Genomic DNA, 20995 nt, shown 5'->3' with positions numbered 1-20995 from the left:
AGAATTGCCGGCATGTCCGACGTACCCGCCCGCCCGCGCGTCTTCTCCGGCATCCAGCCGACGGCCGACTCGTTCCACCTCGGCAACTATCTGGGTGCGCTGCGGCACTGGGTGGCCCTGCAGGACAGCCACGACGCGTTCTACTGCGTGGTCGACCTGCACGCGATTACCGCCGGGCACGACCCGAAGGTGCTCCGCCAGCGCAGCCGGGTCGCCGCCGCGCAGCTGTTCGCGCTGGGCCTCGACCCGGAGCGCAGCACCCTGTTCGTCCAGTCGCAGGTGCCCGAGCACCCGCAGCTGGCCTGGGTGCTCGGCTGCATCACCGGCTTCGGCGAGGCCAGCCGGATGACCCAGTTCAAGGACAAGTCGCAGAAGCAGGGCAGCGAGCGGGCCAGCGTGGGCCTGTTCACGTATCCGATCCTGCAGGCCGCGGACATCCTGCTCTACCAGGCGAACGCGGTGCCGGTCGGCGAGGACCAGCGCCAGCACCTGGAGCTCTCCCGCGACCTGGCGCAGCGGTTCAACTCGCAGTTCGGCAGGGCCTTCACGGTGCCCGCGCCGCACATCGTCAAGGACACCGCGAAGATCACCGACCTGCAGGACCCGACCGCCAAGATGTCGAAGTCGTCGTCCTCGCCGGCTGGCATCATCGACCTGCTGGAGGATCCGGCCCGCTCGGCCAAGAAGATCCGGTCGGCGGTCACCGACACCGGGCGGGAGATCGTCTTCGACGCGGCGACCAAGCCCGGCGTCTCCAACCTGCTGACGATCTACTCTGCGCTGGGCGGCCGGAGCATCGACGACCTGGTCGCCGCGTACGACGGCAAGGGCTACGGCGACCTGAAGAAGGACCTCGGCGAGGTGGTGCGGGAGTTCGTCACCCCGATCCAGGCCCGCACCAAGGGTTACCTGGACGACCCGGCCCAGCTGGACAAGCTGCTCGCCGCCGGTGCCGAGAAGGCTCGGGCGGTGGCCGCGCCGACCCTGCACGACGTGTACGAGCGGGTCGGCTTCCTCCCGCCGGTGCGCTTCGAGTAGCGGCCCGGGCGACGGAGACGGGTGACCAGTGAGGGCTTCAGGGGTGGCGCGGAGCGTGGATCGCAGCGGCGGAGCGCCGGTGGCCGGGGACACCATCCAGATCGGGATCGCGGTGGACATCCCCGAGCCGTGGGGCGGCATGCTCACCCAGCGCCGCGTCGAGGCCGGTGACCCGCAGGCCGTGCCGGCGCACGTGACGCTGCTCGGGCCGACCGAGATCCCGGTCGCGGCGCTGCCGGCGGTCGAGGCGCACCTGGCCCGGGTCGCCGGGGCCCACCTGCCGTTCCCGCTGCACCTGCGGGGCACCGGCACGTTCCGGCCGGTGACCCAGGTGGTGTTCGTGGCGGTGGCGGCCGGGATCAGCGAGTGCGAGTTGCTGGCCGCCGCCATCAACGCCGCCCCGGAGCTGCGCCGCGAGGCCCGCTTCCCGTACCACCCGCACGTGACGGTGGCGCAGGACGTCGCGCCCGAGGCGCTGGACAAGGCGTACGAGGACCTGGCCGACTTCTCCGCGATCTTCGAGGTGGAGGCGTTCACCCTCTTCTCGCACAGCGGGCAGGCCCGGTGGCAGCCGCGCCGCGATTTCCGGCTCGGCGGCTGAGCCCGCCGTCGTGAACGTGCTCGGCCGCCTCGAGGCGGGCCTCAATCGCCGGGTGGACGCCACCCGGGAGCGACTGCCGGGCTTCGACCACCTGTGGCGGGCCGGCGCGCTCTACGCCGACGTGCTCGGCGGGCGGCTGGCGGCGGCGATCGCCTACTACGGCTTCTTCGCGGTCTTCGCGCTGGCGTTGGTGGCGTACTGGATCTTCGGCACGATCCTGGCGGACAACGACGAGGTCAGCGCCGCGGCGGAGCACTTCCTTCGGGAAAATCTGCCCTTCCTCGACCCGCAGCAGATCGCGCAGAGCAGCAACACCATCGGGGTGGTCGGCCTGATCATCCTGGTCTTCACCGGGATCGGCTGGGTGGAGGCGATCCGCTCCTCGCAGCGGCTGATGTACGGCCTCAACCAGCAACCGGGCAACCTGGTGGTCCGCCGGCTGGTGGACCTGGGCGTGCTGCTGGTGGTCTTCGTGATGCTCGGCGTCTCGGTGGCCGCGGTCGACGCGCTGGGGTCGCTGCTGCGTTTCCTGCTGCGCAGCACCGGCTCGGTCGGGCTGACCACGGTCAGCGCGGTGCTCAGCGTGCTGGTCAACGCGGTGCTGGCCACGGCCCTGCTGGTGGCCGTGCCGAGGCTGCGGATGAGCCGCCGCCGGCTGCGGCCGGTGGTGCTGCTGGTGGCGGTCGGCATCACCCTGCTGAACACGGTGGGGCGCTACTACGTGGTGCGCACCGAGCGGAACCCGGCGTACACCGTGGTGGCGACCGCGGTCGGCCTGCTGCTCTATCTCTACCTGCTCAACCAGCTGGTGCTCTTCGGCGCGGCGTTCGCCGCCACCAGCCGGTACGGCCGGGTGGTGGACCTGGCCGACGGGACCGCGGCCGAGGAGGTGGACGTGGAGGTCGACGAGGAGCGCGACCCGGGGACGCCGGGAGGGGCGGGTTGACGTGCGGATCGTGATCGACCCGGGCTCGGCGGTGCCGCCGTACGAGCAGGTGCGCGGGCAGCTCGCCGGGCAGATCGGGACGGGCCGGCTGGCGGTGGGCACCCGGCTGCCGGCCGTCCGGCAGCTCGCCGCCGAGTTGGGGCTGGCGGTGAACACGGTGGCGCGGGCGTACCGGGAGTTGGAGGCGGCCGGCCTGGTCGAGACGCGGGGCCGGCACGGCACGGTGGTGGCCCCGGGGCGGGACGACGCCACCGACCGGCTCCAGGCGGTCGCCGCCGGGTACGCCGCCGAGGCGGTCCGGCTGGGCGTGCCGGCGGACCGAGCGGTGGCCCTGGTGCGGGCCGCGCTGGCCGCCGCCCGGCCGGAGTGACCCCATCCGGACAGTCGAGGAAAAAGATGAATAGGGCAAATGCCGCCCAGGTCGGTGAGCCGACCGCGCATGATGATCCCGTGGGCGCTCTCGTGACACTGGACCTGCCGGACGACTCGCCGATGCTCGGCCTGCCGTGGATCATCACCTTCGGCCCGTTGACCGAGGCGGACGAGTGGGAACCGGTGGTCTGCGGGCCGTACGAGCGGGCGCACGCGCTGGCCCTCGCCGAGGCGGTGGTGGCCGAGGAGCAGCTGATGGCGGTGGTCGAGCCGCTGCTGCCGGCGCTGTCCGCGGAGGAGATCCGCGGTGAGATCGCGGCCGCGCAGCTCGCCGCCGAGGACGAGGCGGCCCGGGTCGACGAGTCGGACCTCTACGGCGACTTCGAGGACGTGATCGACGAGGAGTTGGAGCGGGCCGCCGAGCAGCAGCCGGTGCCCGAGCCGTCGCCGGCACCGAGCCGGGACGAGCTGCGCGCCGGCCTGGCGCGGATCGCCGCGCAGCTCACCGCGAAGGACTGAGCCCGCCGGACCGTCGGCTGTCCGCAGGAATGGGCCGGGATGCCGCGAGCGGGGCCGTAGGCAGGCGACGAGAGGCCGGGATGCCGCGAATGGGCTCTCGACGGGTCGAGGGTGGACGACGGCGCCCCGGGAGGCGGACCTCCCGAGGCGCCGTCGCCACCTCACCCCCCACCACAAGGGGTCGGTTGCCCAGCCGCCCGTCGGCGCGGAGCACAACGGACGACCAGGTCATCAGTGGGTTACCCGGCTCAGCGCCGTTCGAACCACGCAGCTGCGTCCACCGGCAGGACGTGCCCGTCGCCCCGCTCGGTGAGATCGGCGCTGGCCACGACCGGCCGGCCGTGGCCGGCGATCGTCACCTCCGCGCCACTGATGTTGACCACGCAGGTCAGCACCGCGTCGCCCGCGGACCGGCGGAAGGCCAGCACGCCGGGCTCGGTTTCCAACCAGGTGATCGGGCCGGTGCCGGCCAGCGCCGGGTGCTCGTGCCGGACCCGCAGGGCGGTGCGGTAGAGCTCCAGCGTCGAGCCGGGCGTGCCGGTCTGGGCGGCCACCGACAGCGCCCGCCAGGTCGCGGGGGCCGGCAGCCAGCTCAGCTCGCTGCCGGCCGGCCCGAAGCCGTACGGAGCCAGCTCGCCGCTCCACGGGATGGGCACCCGGCAGCCGTCCCGGCTCTCCCCGGTGCGCCGGAACGACGGGTCCTGGCGCAGCTCGTCGGGGAGGTCCAGCACCTCCGGCAGGCCCAGCTCCTCACCCTGGAAGACGTAGGCCGCCCCGGGCAGGGAGAGCATCAGCAGGGTGGCGGCGCGGGCCCGGCGCAGGCCGATCTCGCCGTCGCCGTACCGGGTGACGTGCCGCTGCCGGTCGTGGTTGGACAGCACCCAGGTGGTCGGGGCGCCGACGATGGCGGACTCGGCCAGCGCGGTGTCGACCACCTTGCGGAACGAATCCGCCGACCAGGTGGCGTCCAGGAAGTCGAAGCTGAACGCCTGGTGCAGCTCGTCCGGGCCGATGTAGCGGGCCAGCCGCTGCGGGGTCTCCGCCCACGCCTCGGCGACCGCCATCCGGCCGCCCGGGTAGCTGTCGAGGATGGGCCGCCAGGCGCGGTAGATGTCGTGCACCTCGTCCTGGTCGAAGTAGGGCAACCGGCCCTTGCCCAGCAGCTCGGACTGGCGCTGGCCGGTGGTCATCGAGTTGAAGCCGACGTCGGGCAGCCCCTCGGCCTTGATCATGCCGTGCGCCACGTCGATGCGGAAGCCGTCCACGCCCCGGTCGAGCCAGAACCGCAGCACGTCCTCGAACTCGGCGCGCACCTCCGGGTGGCGCCAGTTGAGGTCCGGCTGGGCCGGGTCGAACAGGTGCAGGTACCACTGGCCGTCGGGGAGCCGGGTCCACGCCGGGCCGCCGAAGATGCTTTCCCAGTCGTTGGGCGGCAGCTCGCCGTGCTCGCCCTGGCCGTCGGCGAAGAGGTACCGGGCGCGCTCGGCGGAGCCCGGGGCGGCGGCCAGCGCGGCGGTGAACCACGGGTGCCGGCTGGAGGTGTGGTTGGGCACCAGGTCGATGATGATCCGCAGGCCCAGCGCGTGCGCGTCGGCGATCATCGCGTCGAAGTCGGCCAGCGTGCCGAACAGGGGGTCGACGTTCCGGTAGTCGGCCACGTCGTAGCCGGCGTCGACCTGGGGGGAGGTGTAGAAGGGGGTGAGCCAGAGCGCGTCCACCCCGAGGTCGCGCAGGTACGGCAGGCGCTCCCGGATGCCCGGGATGTCGCCGACGCCGTCGCCGTTGGCGTCGGCGAAGCTGCGCACGTAGACCTGGTAGACGACCGCGGCACGCCACCAGTCGTCGTCGGAGGTCAGCGGCTCGGCGTTGCTGGCGGCGGTCATCGGTGACGATCCCCGTTCTGTGGCGGGACGGCGGCGACCCGCGCCGGCGTCCGCGGGTGTCAGAGCAGAATGCCGGCCGAGCCCTGAAAGAGTCAAGCAGGGCTTGCGCAAGAAATGACGTGAGATGCCTGCGGGCGGGCCCTCGTCAGGCCGGGACGGCCACCGCGGGGGGCGCCGGCCGCTGCCGGCCGGGCCGGTCGGCCTCCGGTGCCGACCCGGCCACCGCGGTCGAGCCGCGCACCACCAGCTCGGGTCGGAACAGGTACTCGGAGTGCGGCGCGGCATGCCCGTTGATCTCGTCGACCAGGGCCCGGACGGCGGCCACCGCCATCGCGGCCACCGGCTGGCGCATGGTGGTCAGCGGCGGCTCGGTGAACGCCATCAGCGGGGAGTCGTCGTAGCCGACCACGGAGAGATCCGCCGGCACCGACAGGCCGCGTTGCCGGGCGGCCCGGATCGCGCCCAGGGCCATCAGGTCGGAGCCGCAGACGAGCCCGGTCACCCCGCGCCCCAGCAGCCGTCCCGCCGCCGCCTCGCCACCCTCCACCCCGAACAGGGTCAGCTCGGCGAGCGGGTCGAGCTCGGCCTCCGGCAGCCCGGACAGCCGGGTCATCGCCGAGCGCCAGCCGGCCACCTTGCGCTGCACCGGCACGAACCGGTCCGGGCCGGTGATCAGGCCGATCCGCCGGTGCCCGAGGGCGACCAGGTGGGCGACGGCCAGTTCGGCCGCCTCCCGGTCGTCGCAGGAGACGAAGGGCGCGGCGATGCCCGGGGCGTACCCATTGATCATGACGATCGGCAGCGGTCGGCCGATCAGCGCGCGGTAGCGGTCGTGGTTCGCGGCGGTGTCGGCGTGCAGGCCGGAGACGAAGACGATGCCGGAGACCTGCCGGTCCAGCAGCATCTCGACGTACTCGTCCTCGGTGACCCCGCCGGCGGTCTGGGTGCAGAGCACCGGGGTGAACCCGCTCTGGGCCAGGGTCGACTCGATGACCTGGGCGAACGCCGGGAAGATGGGGTTCTCCAGCTCCGGCACGACCAGGCCGACCAGGCCGGCGCTGCGCTTGCGCAGCCGGGCCGGGCGCTCGTAGCCGAGCACGTCGAGGGCGGTCAGTACGGCCTGCCGGGTCTCCGGGGCCACCCCGGGGCGGTCGTTGAGCACCCGCGACACCGTGGCCTCGCTGACTTCGGCCTGTTGGGCGATGTCGGACAGTCGAGCGCGCATGGCGGCACTTTAGCTCACCGGCAACTTCTTGCGTACACTCCTGCAAGCCCTTCCATTCCCTGCAATGTCTTGCTAACGTGCGCGCAACATGCGAGAGCAGCGGCGCGGCAACCAGCGCCGGTTGGCAAGAACTTTCAGGGTTCCCCACTGGCGGTCGCCCTTCCCCCGGCGGTCCGCCATGACGACAGGAGTACCGATGCGCATCCGTACCACGGGTGTGGTCGCCGTCCTCGGCCTGGCGCTCGCCGCCTCCGGCTGCGGCGGCGACAACAAGAGCGACGAGCCGGCCGCCAGCGCTTCTCCCAAGGCCGCCGCCGGTGGCAAGCTCGTGATCTGGGCCGATGACAAGCGGACCGAGGCCCTCAAGCCATTCACGGAGCAGTTCGGCCAGGAGAACGGCGTCACCGTCGAGGTGCAGGCCGTCCCGAACGAGGACCTCCAGAACAACTTCGTGACGGTGTCCAGCCAGGGCGGCGGCCCGGACGTGGTGATCGGCGCGCACGACTGGATCGGCAACCTGGTCCAGAACGGCGCCATCGACCCGGTGCAGCTGTCCGACGAGCAGAAGGCCGCTTTCAACGAGACCGCCATCAAGGCCGTCACGTTCAACGGCCAGATCTACGGCGTGCCCTACGCCCAGGAGAACCTGGCGCTGATCCGCAACACCGACCTGGCCCCCGAGGCGCCGAAGACGATCGAGGACCTGGTCGCCACCGGCAAGCAGCTCAAGGCGCAGAAGAAGGTCACCGAGACGCTTTGCCTGCAGGTCGGTCAGAAGGGCGACGCGTACCACATCTACCCGCTGTACGCCTCGGCCGGCGGCTACCTCTTCGGCACCACCGCGAACGGCGACTACGATCCCAAGGATCTGGGCGTGGGCAAGCCGGAGTCGATCGCCGCGTTCAAGAAGATCGCCGCGCTCGGCGAGAAGGGCGAGGGCGTGCTGAAGCGCTCGATCGCCGACACCAACTCGACCGCCACCTTCACCGGCAAGAAGTGCGCCTTCCTGGTCTCCGGGCCGTGGGCCACCGCCGACGTGAAGAAGGCCGGCATCAAGTACGACATCTCCGCCGTCCCCGGCTTCGCCGGTGGCAAGCCGGCCGCGCCGTTCGTGGGCGTCCAGTCCTTCTACGTGGCCGCCAAGGGCAAGAACAAGGCACTCGCCCAGGAGTTCGTCGCCAACCACGTCACCAAGCCGGAGCTGGCCGTGGCGCTGTACCAGGCCGACCCGCGCCCGCCGGCGCTGACCGCCGCGCTGGACCAGGTCAAGGGCAGCGACCCGGACCTGGCCAAGTTCGTCGAGGCCGGCAAGAACGGCCAGGTGCTCCCGGCGATCCCGGCCATGGCCGCGATCTGGGACCCGTTCGGTAAGGCCGAGGCCGCCGTCATCGGCGGTGCCGACCCGGCCAGCACGGTCACCGCGGCCGGCAAGACGATCGCCGGTTCGATCAAGTAATGAGCACACCGCTGTCCGGCCCGGGGTCTGTCCAGCAGACCCCGGGCCGGGGGCCCGTTCGCACCGGGTCCCCGCGCTCGTCCCGTACCGCGCGGAACCACGCGCCGATCACCGCGGCCGGCCTCGCCGTGAAGGTGATCCTGCTCGGCCTGGTGGCCGGGATCGCGATCTGGGCGGCCTTCCCGCTCGTGCAGGCCGAGCAGTGGATCGGGCTGGCGGTGCTGGTGCTGACCACTGCCGCGCTGTTCTACCTGTACGTGGGCCGGCGGCACGTCCCGGCGAAGTACCTCGTCCCGGGCACGCTCTTCCTGATCGCCTTCCAGATCGTGCCGGTGCTCTACACCGCGAGCACGGCCTTCACCAACTTCGGCGACGGCCACCGCGGCAGCAAGGATGACGCGGTCGTCGCCATCCAGAGCGCCTCGGTGAAGCAGGTCCCCGGCTCCACCCAGTACCCGCTGTCGGTCGCCACCAAGGGCGACCCGACCAGCGGCCCGCTGGTCTTCCTGATCACCGACCCGAAGACCGACACGGTCTCCGTCGGTGACGCCGAGGGCCTGCGGCCGCTCGACCCCGACGCGGCCACGGTCGCCCCCGGCGGAAAGGTCACCGCGGCCGACGGCTACACCGTGCTGAACTTCGGCCAGGCCAGCGCCCGCAGCAAGGACATCACCGACCTGGTGGTGCCGACCGCCGGCGGCGCGCTGCGCTCGTCCGGCCTGTCCCGGGCATACGAGGGCAAGGCCGTCCGGGCGTACGACGCGGGTTGTGACTGCGTCAAGGACAGCGAGAGCGGCAAGACCTGGGCCGCCGACGAGGAGGTCGGCGCGTTCGTCGCCGCCGACGGCGACCGCCTGGCCCAGGGCTGGAAGGTGAACGTCGGCCTGTCCAACTTCACCCGGGTGCTCACCGACGAGCGGATCTCCGGGCCGTTCCTCGGCACGCTGATCTGGAACTTCGCCTTCGCGATCGGTTCCACCGGCGGCACGTTCATCCTCGGCATGCTGATCGCGCTCGCGCTGCACTCGCCCCGGGTCCGGGGCACCAACCTCTACCGGATGCTGCTGATCCTGCCCTACGCCATGCCGTCGTTCGCGATGCTGCTGGTCTGGCGGGACATGTTCAACACCGACTTCGGTCTGATCAACAACATGTTCGGGCTCGGCATCGACTGGTTCGGTCAGGGCTGGTCGGCCCGCGCGGCGGTCATCCTGGTGCAGCTCTGGCTCGGTTACCCGTACATGTTCCTGGTGGCCACCGGCGCGCTCCAGGCCATCCCGCGCGAGCTGACCGAGGCCACCTCGGTCGACGGGGCGTCGCCCTGGCAGTCGTTCAAGGCGGTCACCCTGCCGCTGCTGCTGGTCGCGCTCTCGCCGCTGCTGATCTCGTCATTCGCCTTCAACTTCAACAACTTCAACGCGATCTACCTGACCACCGAGGGGGCGCCGTTCCCGGCGGACAACCCCAGCAACGGCGCCACCGACCTGCTGATCACCTACACCTACCGACTGGCGTTCGGTGGGCAGGCAGCGCAGTTCGGCTTCGCGGCGGCGATCTCGCTGTTCATCTTCGCCATCGTCGCGGTGGTGTCGGCGGTCAGCTTCCGGCGGACCCGCCAACAGGAGGAGGTCTACGCATGACCACGCCCACCGGCGCCACGGTCACGGGGGACGCGAGCGGCCCGGCGGCGGTCAACCGCAACCCGGGCCGGCGAAAGAACCGCTGGTTCGCCCAGGTCGGTTGGCGGCACCTGGTCGGCCTGCTGGGCGTGCTGTTCAGTCTCTTCCCGCTGGTGTTCGTCGTCTCGGCGGCGCTCAATCCGCTCGGCACCCTCTCCTCCACCGCCTTGGTGCCGACCGGTGGGGTGTCGTTCGGCAACTTCTCCGAGTTGTTCGCGCGCACCGGGTTCGCCCACTGGTTCCTGAACTCCCTGCTCATCGCGGGAGGGGCCTCGTTCGCCTCCATCTTTCTCTCCGCGCTCGCGGCGTACGCCTTCTCTCGGATGCGGTTCCGGGGGCGGCGGGTGGGGCTGCTCTCGCTGCTGCTGATCCAGATGTTCCCGCAGTTCCTGGCGATCGTGGCGATCTTCCTGATCTTCGGCACGGTCACCGATCTGTGGCCGGCCATCGGCTTCAACACCCCGTGGGGCCTCCTACTGCTCTACATGGGCGGTGCGCTGGGCGTGAACACCTGGCTGATGAAGGGCTTCTTCGACACGCTGCCCCGGGAGTTGGACGAGTCGGCCACCATGGACGGTGCCTCGCACGCCCAGGTCTTCTTCAAGATCATGCTTCCGTTGGTGGCGCCGATCCTCGCGGTGACCGGGCTGCTCGCCTTCATCAACACCATCAACGAGTTCCTGATGGCGAGCGTCTTCCTCACCGATACCGACGCCAAGACCCTCGCGGTCGGCATGCGGACCATGCTGCAGGGCGCCGAGCGGAACACCAACTTCGGAATCTTCGCGGCCGGCACCCTGCTCACCGCGATTCCCACCGTGCTGGTGTTCCAGTTCCTGCAGCGCTTCATCGTCTCCGGCCTCACCTCCGGGGCCGTCAAGGGCTGAGCCTCCTCGGCTCACGCCCGCCGACGGCCCCACCTGGCAGCTTTGGCGGCTGTGAAAGGAGGGGTCCTTGTTGACGCTTCCGGTAGAGCAGGGGCCCCTTCTTGACACCTAACGCAGCAGCGCGCGGACGCCGGCGAGGTAGGTGGCGCGGTCCGGTGAGCCGGTGAGGATGCGCTGGGTGAAGTAGCCGGGCACCAGGCCGAACAGCGCGGCACCGACCGCCACCGGGTCGGCGTCCGCGGGCAGCTCGCCGGCCTCGCGCGCCCGTTCGGCGGCGGCCACGAAATGGCCGCGCAGCCGGGTGTACGTGGCGGCGACGAACTCGGCCAGCACCGGATCCCGCTGCGCCTCGCTCCATACCTGCAGGGCCAGCGGCAGCACGCCGTCCGGGCCGAGCTGGGTGTCGACGAAGGTCAGGGCGCGTTCCAGGACCCCGGCCAGCGGCAGCGGCGGGTCGGCCGTGGCCAGATCGGCGAAGGTCGCGTCGGCGGTGCCGACCACCGCCTGGGCGATGGCCGTGATCAGGTCGTTCTTGCTGGGGAAGTAGCGGTAGACCGCGCCGACCGAGAGATCGGCCTCCTTTATCACGTCCTGCATCGAGGTGTTGTGGAACCCGTCGCGCACGAAGCAGCGCCGGGCCGCGTCGAGGATCTGCTGGCGGCGGGCGGCGAGGTGCTGCTCGGAGACGCGTGGCACGCCCCACATTCTAAATCGAACGTTCGTTCTTGACGAACGTCCGGGACAGGGCGCACGCTCAGCTCAAGAGAACGAACATTCGTTTTAAGGAGATGGCGATGCCACGGTCCCGTTCACCCTGGATGCTCGCCGCCCTGGTCGCCGTGCTGGCGGTGGCCGCGCAGGCGCTGCTCGTACCCCTGTTCGCGGCGCCCGCCGCGCAGCTGGCGCCGCGCGACCTGCCGGTCGCCGTGGCCGGCCCGGCGCCGGCCGCCGGGGAGCTGTCCGGCCGGTTGGCCGCCGCCCGGCCCGGCGCCTTCGCGCTCCGCACGTTGCCGGACGCGGCGGCGGCCGACCGGGCGCTGCGCGACCGGCAGGTGTACGCCGCCTTCGTCCTCGGCCCCGACGGCCTCGTCCTGCACACCGCGCCGGCGGCCAGCCCGACCGTCGCCGCGCTGCTCACCGAGGCGTCGGCCCAGCTCGGGGGTGACCGCCCGGTGCCCGTGGTGCCGGTGGTCCCCGCTGCCCCGGACGATCCGCGCGGCGCCGGTTTCGCCGCGGGCTTTCTCCCGCTCGCGCTGACCAGCCTGCTGGTCGGGGTGCTGCTCACCCTGCTGGTGGCCGGGCGGCGGGCCCGGCTGGCCGGGCTGGTCGGGTACGCGGCCCTCGCCGCCGGCGCCGGCACCCTCGTGCTGCACGACTGGCTGGGTGTGCTGGCCGGCGACCGGCTCCGGGAGGCCGCCGCGATCGGACTGTTCGCGCTCGCCGCCGCAGCGACCGTGGCCGGCCTCGGCGCCCTGCTCCGCGCCCCTGGCCTGAGCCTGGGCGCGCTGCTGGTCTTCCTGGTCGGCAACCCGCTCGCCGGGGTGGCCGCCGCGCCGGAACTGCTGCCTCAGCCGTGGGGCGAGGTGGGGCAGTGGCTGCCGGTCGGCGCCGGCGCCACCCTGCTGCGCTCGGCGTCCTTCTTCGCCGGGGCCGGAGCCGGTCACGCCCTGGCCGTGCTGGCCGGATACGCGGTGGTGGGCCTCGCGCTGGTGGTGGCCGGGCGGCGGGCTCCGGTGGCCGTCCCCGCCCCCGCGCCGGTCCGCCCGTCGGCGGAGGTCACGGTATGACGGCAGCTCGACCGGCCGGCTACTACAAAGCGTCGTTGATGGGGGAGGATGGTCCGCGTGGAAGCTCTTCGACTGATCCTTCTCTACGTCCATCTGATCGGCTTCGCGCTGCTGCTCGGCGGTGGCATCGCCCAGTACGTCACGGGCCGGCTGCGGATCAACGCGGCCATGCTGTGGGGGTCGGTGATCCAGCTCGTCACCGGTATCGGGCTGTCCGCCCCGTTGCGGGACGGCGACGAGCCGGCGCCGGCAAAACTTGTTACCAAGTTGGTGCTCGCGCTGCTGATCTTTGTCATGGTCTTCTTCTCCCGTAAGCGGGAGTCGGTCAACCGGGGTCACTTCCTCGCGATCGTCGGGTTGACGCTGGTCAACGCGGCGGTTGCGGTGTTCTGGCGGTAACCCGCCGAGCTGTGGAAACGGCCCGGGAAAGGGACGTTCGGGGCGTCCGACCGCCGGACGGCAAACGTGAGAAGTGATCTGCCCCACGCAACGGTTACATAGGGATAACAGGCGCTCAACAGTCGTGCACGATTGTCGGCCGGTGGGTGGGCGCGGGCGTACGCTCCCGTCCGTAACGTGGGACAGCCGGCGGCCGCATGGTGCAGGCCGGCTCAAGGGCTGCCACCGCACAAGCGCGGTGTGCAATGGGAAGGAGACGTCTTGCGCACTGTGCGTGGGATGCGGATCGCCTCCGCCTTCGTGGCGGGTGGACTCGTGCTCGGCGCCGCCGCGTGCGGCGAGGCGCCGAAGGACGAAAACGCCGGCAGCGCCGGCGGCAAGAAGTACAACGCCTGCATGGTGACCGACGTCGGCGGCATCGACGACAAGTCGTTCAACACCTCGGCGTGGGCTGGCCTCAAGGAGGCCGAGAAGGCCAACGGTGACATCACCACCAAGTACGTCGCGTCGAAGGCCGAGGCGGACTACGAGGTCAACCTCAACGGCTACGTCAACCAGAAGTGCGACTTCATCCTGGCCGTCGGTGGCCTGATGGAGAACGCGACCAAGAAGGCCGCGGAGACGCACAAGGACCAGCAGTTCGGCATCGTCGACGCCAACCCGGGCGTGGACAACATCTACCCGATGCAGTTCGACACCGCCCAGGCCGCCTTCCAGGCCGGCTACCTGGCTGCCGGGATGAGCAAGACCGGCAAGGTCGGCACCTACGGCGGCCTGCCGATCCCGCCGGTGACGATCTTCATGGACGGCTTCGCCGACGGCGTCGCGTACTACAACCAGGCCAAGGGCAAGAAGGTCCAGGTCCTCGGCTGGAACAAGGACACCCAGAAGGGCTCCTTCACCAACGACTTCGGCAAGCAGGACGAGGGCAAGAAGGTCTCCGACACCCTGGTCGCCCAGGGCGCGGACATCATCATGCCGGTCGCCGGCGGCGCCGGCCTCGGCACCACCGCCGCGGCCCAGGCCTCGAACGGCAAGTACTCGGTCATCTGGGTGGACGCTGACGGCTGTGAGGCCACCCAGAACTGCCCGGTCATGCTGACCACGGTCGTCAAGAACATCAAGGACGCCGTCAAGGAGGCCGTGCTCAAGGCCGCCGGTGGCGAGAAGCTCGAGGCCAAGCCCGGCTACGTCGGCGACCTGGCCAACAACGGTGTCTCGATCGCCCCGTACCACGAGTTCGACAGCAAGGTCCCGGCCGAGCTGAAGGCCGAGGTCGAGAAGATCAAGGCGGACATCGCCGCCGGCACCATCACGGTCGCCTCGAAGGCCCAGCCGGTCAAGTGATCGCTCCGCCAGCCCTCGCGATGGGATCATCAGCGGGGGCCGGCGGGCACCAGGTGTGACGATCCGGCCGTCCCGGCCGCGCGGGAAGACCTCGCGGCACCGGGGCGGCCGGTCCACCTTCCATCCCCAGAACCCACCCGCCGCGGTGGCGGCGGAGCAGCCGCTACGCTGCACCATCCGCTCGCACTCCAGGAGGTTGCGCTGAGACTCGAACTGCGCGGCATCACCAAGCGGTTCGGTGATCTGGTCGCCAACGACCACATCGACCTGACGGTGGAGCCTGGAGAGATCCACGCCCTGCTCGGCGAGAACGGCGCCGGCAAGTCGACCCTGATGAACGTGCTGTACGGGCTCTACCAGCCCGACGAGGGCGAGATCCTGGTCGACGGCCAGCCGCTGCGGCTGAAGGGTCCGTCGGACGCGATCGCGGCCGGGATCGGCATGGTGCACCAGCACTTCATGCTGGTGCCGGTGTTCACCGTGGCGGAGAACGTCATGCTCGGCGCCGAGCGGGTCAAGGGCGGCATCGCCGGCTTCCTCGACCGCCGCCGGGCCCGCCGCGAGGTGGCCGAGGTCTCCGAGCGGTACAACCTGCGGGTCGACCCGGACGCGGTGATCGAGGACCTGCCAGTCGGCATCCAGCAGCGGGTGGAGATCGTCAAGGCGCTCACCCGCGACGTCGACCTGCTGATCCTGGACGAGCCGACCGCCGTGCTCACCCCGCAGGAGACCGAGGAACTGCTGACCGTCATGCGGTCACTCAAGGCGGCCGGCAAGTCGATCGTCTTCATCACCCACAAGCTCGGCGAGGTCAAGGCCATCGCCGACCGGATCACCGTCATCCGGCGCGGGAAGACCGTCGGCACGGCCTCCCCGGACGCGAGCCGGGACGAGCTGGCCGCGCTGATGGTGGGCCGCAACGTGCGGCTGACCGTGGAGAAGAAGCCGGCCACGCCGGGCAAGCCGGTCCTGGAGCTCGGCGGGCTGGTCGTCGACGACGACCGGGGCGTACGGGCGGTGGACGGCGTCGACCTCACCGTGCACGCGGGCGAGGTGCTCGGCGTCGCGGGCGTGCAGGGCAACGGCCAGACCGAGCTGATCGAGGCGATCATGGGCCTGCGCCCGGTGCTCGCCGGCACGGTCACGCTCGACGGCGCATCCGTGCACGGCTGGCCCACCAAGAAGGTGCTCCGCGCCGGGGTCGGCTACGTGCCCGAGGACCGCAGCGTCGACGGCCTGGTCAAGGAGTTCTCCGTGGCGGAGAACCTGGTGCTGGACATCTACGACCGGCCGCCGTTCGGCAAGGGCCTCTCGCTGAAGCCGGACGCGATCGCGAAGTCGGCGAAGGAGCGGATCGAGCAGTTCGACGTCCGTACCTCGTCGGCGGACGCGGCGGTGGGCACCCTCTCCGGCGGCAACCAGCAGAAGGTGATCGTGGCCCGGGAGCTGTCCCGGCCGCTGAAGCTCTTCATCGCCGCCCAGCCCACCCGGGGCGTGGACGTCGGCTCGATCGAGTTCATCCACAGCCGGGTCATCCGCGAACGGGACGTCGGCACCGCCGTCATGGTGGTCTCCAGCGAGCTGGACGAGGTGATCGGGCTGGCCGACCGGATCGCGGTGATGTACCGCGGCCGGATCATCGGCATCGTCGGCCCGGACACCCCCCGCGAGGAGATCGGCCTGCTGATGGCCGGCATCACTCCCGACTCGCCCGGCGACGCGGACGCGTCGACCACGGGTGACGCGACCGACGCCGCCCCCGCGGGTGGCACCGGCCCGACCAGTGACCCCGGCGACGTCCCCCCGGCCGCCGCGGGCCCAGGCAGCAAGGACGAGGCATGACGACGAATCCACCCGCGGGCTCGCCGGACAAGGAACCGGCGACCGAGGCGCAGGCGGAGCAGAACGCGGTCGGCAACGCCGACCAGGCGACCACCCCGACGGCCACCGCGCCGAAGCCCGACGAGGCCGGGGAGCGGCCCTCGCTGGGGCGGGCCTTCCTGGACAACCTGTGGGCGGCCAACACCGTCACGGTCACCGTGCTGGCGCTGGTGCTGGCGATGGTCATCGGCGCCATCCTGATCATCGTCTCCGACCCGGAGGTGCTGGCCACCTACGGCTACATCACCGCCCGGCCGGCGGACGCGATGAACGCCAGCTGGTCGGTGGTCAGCGAGGCGTACGCGAACCTGTTCAAGGGCGCGATCTTCGACCCGCAGGCCTTTTCGGACTGGCTGAACGGTGACGCCGGCTGGCAGGCGGTGCTCGGGCCGATCTCGGAGACGCTGACCTACACCGCGCCACTGGCGTTCACCGGCCTGTCGGTGGCGCTGGCGTTCCGCGGCGGCCTGTTCAACATCGGGGCCCAGGGCCAGGCCGTCATCGGCGTCATCCTCGCCGCGCTGGCCGGTTTCCTGCTGCCGTTGCCGCCGGTGCTGCACCTGCTGGTGGCCCTGCTCGCCGGTGCGGCCGGCGGCGCGATCTGGGGCTTCATCCCGGGCATCCTCAAGGCGCGCACCGGTGCCCACGAGGTGATCAACACGATCATGCTCAACTACGTGGCGGTCTACCTGCTGTCCTGGATCATCGTGCAGAGCTGGGTGCAGAACCCGACACGTTCCGACGCCATCAGCCGGGCGGTGGACTCCTCGGCCCAGCTGCCCCGACTGCTCGGCAGCGGCCTGCGGGTGCACGCCGGCATCCTGCTCGCGGTGCTGGCCACCTGGTTCGTGGCCTGGCTGCTCAACCGCTCCACGTTCGGCTTCGAGCTGCGGGCGGTCGGCGCCAACCCGGACGCCGCCCGCACCGCCGGCATCAGCGTGACCCGGACGTACGTGCTGATCATGGTGATCGCCGGCGCGCTGGCCGGTCTCGGCGGCGCCAACATGGTGCTCGGCTCCACCGCCGACGCGCTCACCCCGCAGGTGGCCGCGCAGATCGGCTTCGACGGCATCCTGGTCGCCCTGCTCGGGCGGGTGAAGCCCTGGGGTGTGCTGCTCGCGGCGCTGCTCTTCGGGGCGCTGCAGGCCGGCGGTAACCGGATGCAGTCGTACTCGGGCATCTCGCTGGAACTGGTCACCGTGCTCCAGGCGCTGATCGTCATCTTCATCGCCGCGCCGGCCCTGGTGAAGGCGATCTTCCAGCTCCGGGCCGCCCGCGCGGCGCGGCTGCAGACGAGCCTGGCGAAGGGCTGGTGACCGATGTCCACCATGGCTGTCCCCGACATCGCCGTCGCCCCGGTGAAGGCCGGGTTCTGGACCCGCGACCGCAAGGTCGGCGCGCTGCTGCTGGCGCTGGGCCTGCTCGCCGCCGGCCTGTTCGGCTCGCTCGCCACCGGTGAGCAGGCCCGGTTCACGCTCAGCGAGGACGCCGCGGGCGCCGCGCTGGAGATCAACGGCACGGTCGGCGCGATCCTGTTCGGGATCATCGGCGCGGCGGCGGGCGCCGCCCTGCTCGCCGGGGTGCCGAAGCGCTGGTTCACCCTGCTGCTCGGCGTCGGCGTGGTCGGCTTCGTGCTGAGCTTCCTGTGCTGGCAGGTCTCCGCCGCGCCGGCCGGGCAGAACTTCATGCCGCTGGTCAACATCGTCCGGGGCACCTTCCTGCTGGCCCTGCCGCTGATCTTCGGCGCGCTGGCCGGGGTGCTCTGCGAGCGCTCCGGCGTGGTGAACGTCGCGATCGAGGGCCAGTTGCTGATGGGCGCCTTCTCCGGCGCCCTGTTCGGCAGCATCACCGGCAACGTCTGGGTCGGGCTGGTCGCCGCGGCCATCGGCGGCGCGTTCATCTCGCTGCTGCTGGCGGTCTTCGCCATCCGCTACCTGGTCGACCAGGTGGTGATGGGCGTGGTGCTCAACCTGCTCGCGGTCGGCGTCACCGGCTTCCTCTACGAGCGGCTGATGCAGACCGACGCGCAGCGGTACAACAGCGCACCCCGGTTCGGCAACTGGGAGATCCCGCTGCTCAAGGACATCCCGGTGCTCGGGCCGGCGCTGTTCCGCGGCAACCTCTTCCTCTACCTGGGCCTGCTGCTGGTGCTGGTGATCCACATCGCGCTCTTCCGTACCCGGTGGGGGCTGCGGACCCGCTCGGTCGGCGAGCACCCGACCGCCGCCGACACCCTCGGCGTCCGGGTGCTGGGCCTGCGCTACCGCAACGTGCTGCTGGCCGGGGTGGTCGCCGGCATCGGCGGCGCCTCCTACACGCTGGCGCTCTACTCGTTCAGCAAGAACATGATCGGCGGCAAGGGCTTCATCGCGCTGGCCGCGCTGATCTTCGGCCGGTGGAGCCCGACCGGGGCGCTGCTCGCGGCGCTCTTCTTCGGCTTCGCCGACCAGCTCGCCACGTACCTCGGCGCGATCGGCGGCAGCATCCCGAGCCAGTTCCTGGCCATGCTGCCGTACCTGGCGACGATCCTGGCGGTGGCCGGGCTGGTCGGTCGGGTCCGGGCGCCGGCCGCCGACGGCAAGCCGTACATCAAGGGCTGACGGCCCGCGACGCAGCGTGCCCGGCGGGTCGGACCCCGCCGGGCACGGTCGTCTCCGGGCCGCTCCGCGACCGATCAGCGTGAATTGGGCAGAATGGGAGACGTGATGGAGATCGACTGGGAGCGGCTGCGGGCCGCCGCCACCGAGGTGATGCGGCACGCGTACGTCCCGTACTCCAAGTTCCCGGTCGGGGCGGCGGCCCTGGTCGACGACGGCCGGGTCGTGGTCGGCTGCAACGTGGAGAACGCCGCGTACGGCGTGGTGCTCTGCGCCGAGTGCGGGGTGGTCTCCTCGCTGCACGCCACCGGCGGCGGCCGGATCGTGGCGCTCTCCTGCGTCGACGCCACCGGCGAGCCGCTGATGCCATGCGGCCGGTGCCGGCAGCTGCTCTGGGAGCAGGGCGGCCCGGAATGCCTGATCGAGGCCAAGGGCGGCCCGCTGCGGATGGCCGAGCTGCTGCCGCACGCCTTCGACGTGGCCGATCTGGAGGCGGTGACCGGCGAGGCGCCGGTGCCGGTGGTGCCGGACCGGCTGGCCGCCTGGCGGGGCCGGGGCACCGTGTTCGTGCACCCCGACCTCTCCGCCGGGCAGCAGGTCTGGACGGCGTACTGGGAACGGTCGGCGGGCGACGACGCCGGGGCCGAGACCGGGGTGCTGGAGGAGGGGCCGAGCTGGGACGACCCGGCGGAGGCGATCACCTGGGGGCTGGCGCGGACGCCGCGCGTGGTGGTGGTGGACGCGTCGGGCACGATCTTCTGGGCGGGGGAGGGGGAGCCTCCGTTGGAGATTTCGGTGCGGTGGTCTGGTGCTTGAGGTTAGGGGCCGGGGCCGACCGTGCCCGGCTCCGGGCGGTCAGGCTTGATCCCTCCGCCGGGCACGGTCGGCCCCGGCCCGTCGTGCTCAGGGCCGCGCGTTCGTGCCGGCATCCCGACGGGAAAATTTGATCTATCGATAGGAAGCTCAACGGTGAGTGCTTTTACGGCGGTTGATGTTATTCGGGTGAAGCGGGACGGCGGGGTGTTGAGCGACGCCCAGATCGACTGGGTGGTCGACGCGTACACCCGGGGGCTGGTGGCGGACGAGCAGATGGCCGCGCTGGCCATGGCGATCCTGCTGCGCGGGATGACCGCGCCGGAGATCGCCCGGTGGACCGCCGCGATGATCGCCAGCGGCGAGCGGCTGGACCTGTCCCCGGTGACCCGGCCGACCGTCGACAAGCACTCCACCGGCGGCGTCGGTGACAAGATCACCCTGCCGCTGACCCCGCTGGTCGCGGCCTGTGGCGCGGCGGTCCCGCAGCTGAGCGGGCGCGGCCTCGGGCACACCGGCGGCACGCTGGACAAGCTGGAGTCCGTACCCGGCTGGCGGGCCGCGCTGAGCAACGCCGAGTTCATCGCCCAGCTGGGCGACGTGGGCGCGGTGATCTGCGCGGCCGGCGCGGGCCTGGCCCCGGCCGACCGCAAGCTGTACGCGTTGCGCGACGTCACCGGCACCGTCGAGGCGATCCCGCTGATCGCCAGCTCGATCATGAGCAAGAAGATCGCCGAGGGCACCGGCGCGCTGGTGCTCGACGTCAAGGTCGGCTCCGGCGCCTTCATGAAGAACGTCGACGACGCCCGCGAGCTGGCCCGGACCATGGTGGAGCTGGGCGGCGCGCACGGCGTACGGACGGTGGCCCTGCTCACCGACATGTCCACCCCGCTCGGCCTGGCCATCGGCAACGCCGTCGAGGTGACCGAGTCGGTGGAGGTGCTGGCCGGCGGTGGACCGACCGACGTGGTGGAGCTGACCCTGGCGCTGGCCCGGGAGATGCTGGACGCGGCCGGCCTGCCGGACGCCGATCCGGCGGCGGCGCTGCGCGACGGGCGGGCCATGGACTCGTGGCGGCGGATGATCCGCGCCCAGGGCGGCGACCCGGACGCCCCGCTGCCCACCGCGCCCGAGGTCGAGGTCGTCCGGGCCGAGGCGGACGGCTTCGTCGCGGCGATCGACGCGTACGCCATGGGGGTGGCCGCCTGGCGGCTCGGCGCCGGCCGGGCCCGCAAGGAGGACCCGGTGAGCATCCCGGCCGGGGTGGTGCTGCACAAGCGCCCGGGCGACCCGGTGCGCGCCGGTGACCCGCTCTACGAGCTGCGCGCCGAGCACGCCGGCCGGCTCCCCGCGGCGCTGGCCGAGGCGGCACGCGCGGTCACCGTCGCGCCCACCGCGCCGGAGCGGAAGCCCCTGGTCATCGAGCGGGTCGGCTGACCCGCGCGGCGCGACCGGGGCGGGTCGTCCGATCGCTCGGGCGCGAGCGGGGCGGGTCGTCCGATCGCTCCGGGAAGCCGCTATTCTCCCTGGCCACGGGGACCGATCGGTGATTCGCCGACGCGAGC

Annotated in this window: 19 protein-coding genes; 16 read left to right on the top strand and 3 right to left on the bottom strand. The window is 71.7% G+C overall.

Translation table 11 applies throughout. From position 1 onward, the window contains the following. Positions 1-12 precede the first annotated feature (12 nt). The 5 genes from trpS to AB0H57_RS14025 all read left to right on the top strand — a co-directional run bounded on the left by trpS (position 13) and on the right by AB0H57_RS14025 (position 3476). Positions 13-1038 carry a tryptophan--tRNA ligase gene (trpS, locus tag AB0H57_RS14045; RefSeq protein WP_357506186.1) on the top strand — a complete coding sequence of 342 codons (1026 nt, stop codon included), beginning with the start codon at positions 13-15 and terminating at the stop codon, positions 1036-1038. A 28-nt stretch (positions 1039-1066) separates the two neighbouring features. Next, entirely contained in the window at positions 1067-1639 is a 573-nt protein-coding gene (locus AB0H57_RS14040) for a 2'-5' RNA ligase family protein (RefSeq protein ID WP_357506184.1), read from the top strand. Positions 1640-1649: 10 nt separating this feature from the next. Beyond that, the gene (locus AB0H57_RS14035) at positions 1650-2585 is read left to right on the top strand and encodes a YhjD/YihY/BrkB family envelope integrity protein (RefSeq protein WP_357506182.1); all 936 of its coding nucleotides are present in this window, start codon (positions 1650-1652) and stop codon (positions 2583-2585) included. A 1-nt stretch (position 2586) separates the two neighbouring features. Then, positions 2587-2955 carry a GntR family transcriptional regulator gene (locus tag AB0H57_RS14030; RefSeq protein ID WP_357506180.1) on the top strand — a complete coding sequence of 123 codons (369 nt, stop codon included), beginning with the start codon at positions 2587-2589 and terminating at the stop codon, positions 2953-2955. An 80-nt stretch (positions 2956-3035) separates the two neighbouring features. Continuing rightward, a complete protein-coding gene (locus AB0H57_RS14025) occupies positions 3036-3476 on the top strand; it encodes a hypothetical protein (protein ID WP_357506177.1) in 441 nt (146 codons plus the stop codon). A gap of 248 nt (positions 3477-3724) precedes the next feature. Here the strand turns inward: AB0H57_RS14025 and AB0H57_RS14020 are convergent, their stop codons facing one another. Beyond that, positions 3725-5359 (bottom strand): glycoside hydrolase family 13 protein, encoded by a 1635-nt coding sequence (locus AB0H57_RS14020; RefSeq protein ID WP_357506175.1) that lies wholly within the window; start codon positions 5357-5359, stop codon positions 3725-3727. A 145-nt stretch (positions 5360-5504) separates the two neighbouring features. Beyond that, positions 5505-6584 carry a LacI family DNA-binding transcriptional regulator gene (locus AB0H57_RS14015; RefSeq protein ID WP_357506173.1) on the bottom strand — a complete coding sequence of 360 codons (1080 nt, stop codon included), beginning with the start codon at positions 6582-6584 and terminating at the stop codon, positions 5505-5507. 196 nt (positions 6585-6780) lie between these two features. Here AB0H57_RS14015 and AB0H57_RS14010 point away from each other — a divergent pair, with 196 nt between their 5' ends. From AB0H57_RS14010 to AB0H57_RS14000, 3 genes are read left to right on the top strand one after another with little or no spacing between them, the layout of a single operon-like run. Next, positions 6781-8040 (top strand): maltose ABC transporter substrate-binding protein, encoded by a 1260-nt coding sequence (locus AB0H57_RS14010; protein WP_357506171.1) that lies wholly within the window; start codon positions 6781-6783, stop codon positions 8038-8040. Then, positions 8040-9680, top strand: coding sequence for an ABC transporter permease subunit (locus AB0H57_RS14005; RefSeq protein WP_357506169.1), 1641 nt, complete (start codon positions 8040-8042; stop codon positions 9678-9680). Before AB0H57_RS14010 ends, AB0H57_RS14005 begins: the two co-directional genes overlap by 1 nt. Further along, complete coding sequence (locus tag AB0H57_RS14000) at positions 9677-10606, top strand: sugar ABC transporter permease (protein WP_357506167.1); 930 nt, start codon at positions 9677-9679, stop codon at positions 10604-10606. The genes AB0H57_RS14005 and AB0H57_RS14000 overlap by 4 nt, the downstream gene beginning before the upstream one ends. A 108-nt stretch (positions 10607-10714) precedes the next feature. Here AB0H57_RS14000 and AB0H57_RS13995 read toward each other — a convergent pair whose 3' ends face one another. Further along, complete coding sequence (locus tag AB0H57_RS13995; protein WP_357506165.1) at positions 10715-11302, bottom strand: TetR/AcrR family transcriptional regulator; 588 nt, start codon at positions 11300-11302, stop codon at positions 10715-10717. 98 nt (positions 11303-11400) lie between these two features. Between AB0H57_RS13995 and AB0H57_RS13990 the strand changes: the two genes are divergently transcribed. The 8 genes from AB0H57_RS13990 to AB0H57_RS13955 all read left to right on the top strand — a co-directional run bounded on the left by AB0H57_RS13990 (position 11401) and on the right by AB0H57_RS13955 (position 20867). Next, positions 11401-12393, top strand: a complete 993-nt coding sequence (locus AB0H57_RS13990; protein WP_357506163.1) for a hypothetical protein — start codon at positions 11401-11403, stop codon at positions 12391-12393. Positions 12394-12450: 57 nt separating this feature from the next. Then, the gene (locus AB0H57_RS13985; RefSeq protein WP_357506161.1) at positions 12451-12792 is read left to right on the top strand and encodes a hypothetical protein; all 342 of its coding nucleotides are present in this window, start codon (positions 12451-12453) and stop codon (positions 12790-12792) included. Between the two features lie 279 nt (positions 12793-13071). Continuing rightward, positions 13072-14139: a BMP family ABC transporter substrate-binding protein gene (locus tag AB0H57_RS13980; protein WP_357506237.1), complete on the top strand. Its 1068-nt coding sequence runs from the start codon at positions 13072-13074 to the stop codon at positions 14137-14139. Between the two features lie 168 nt (positions 14140-14307). Then, positions 14308-15981, top strand: coding sequence for an ABC transporter ATP-binding protein (locus AB0H57_RS13975; RefSeq protein WP_357506235.1), 1674 nt, complete (start codon positions 14308-14310; stop codon positions 15979-15981). Beyond that, a complete protein-coding gene (locus AB0H57_RS13970; protein ID WP_357506159.1) occupies positions 15978-17336 on the top strand; it encodes an ABC transporter permease in 1359 nt (452 codons plus the stop codon). Before AB0H57_RS13975 ends, AB0H57_RS13970 begins: the two co-directional genes overlap by 4 nt. A gap of 3 nt (positions 17337-17339) precedes the next feature. Then, positions 17340-18620 (top strand): ABC transporter permease, encoded by a 1281-nt coding sequence (locus AB0H57_RS13965; RefSeq protein WP_357506157.1) that lies wholly within the window; start codon positions 17340-17342, stop codon positions 18618-18620. A 105-nt stretch (positions 18621-18725) separates the two neighbouring features. Next, on the top strand, positions 18726-19433 hold the full coding sequence (locus AB0H57_RS13960; RefSeq protein ID WP_357506155.1) for a cytidine deaminase: 708 nt from the start codon (positions 18726-18728) through the stop codon (positions 19431-19433). A 153-nt stretch (positions 19434-19586) separates the two neighbouring features. Further along, entirely contained in the window at positions 19587-20867 is a 1281-nt protein-coding gene (locus AB0H57_RS13955) for a thymidine phosphorylase (RefSeq protein ID WP_357506153.1), read from the top strand. Positions 20868-20995 lie beyond the last annotated feature (128 nt).

The sequence above is a fragment of the Micromonospora sp. NPDC050686 genome (assembly GCF_040654475.1).
GTDB lineage: Bacteria > Actinomycetota > Actinomycetes > Mycobacteriales > Micromonosporaceae > Micromonospora.
This window is presented reverse-complemented; position numbering and strand designations above follow the sequence as displayed.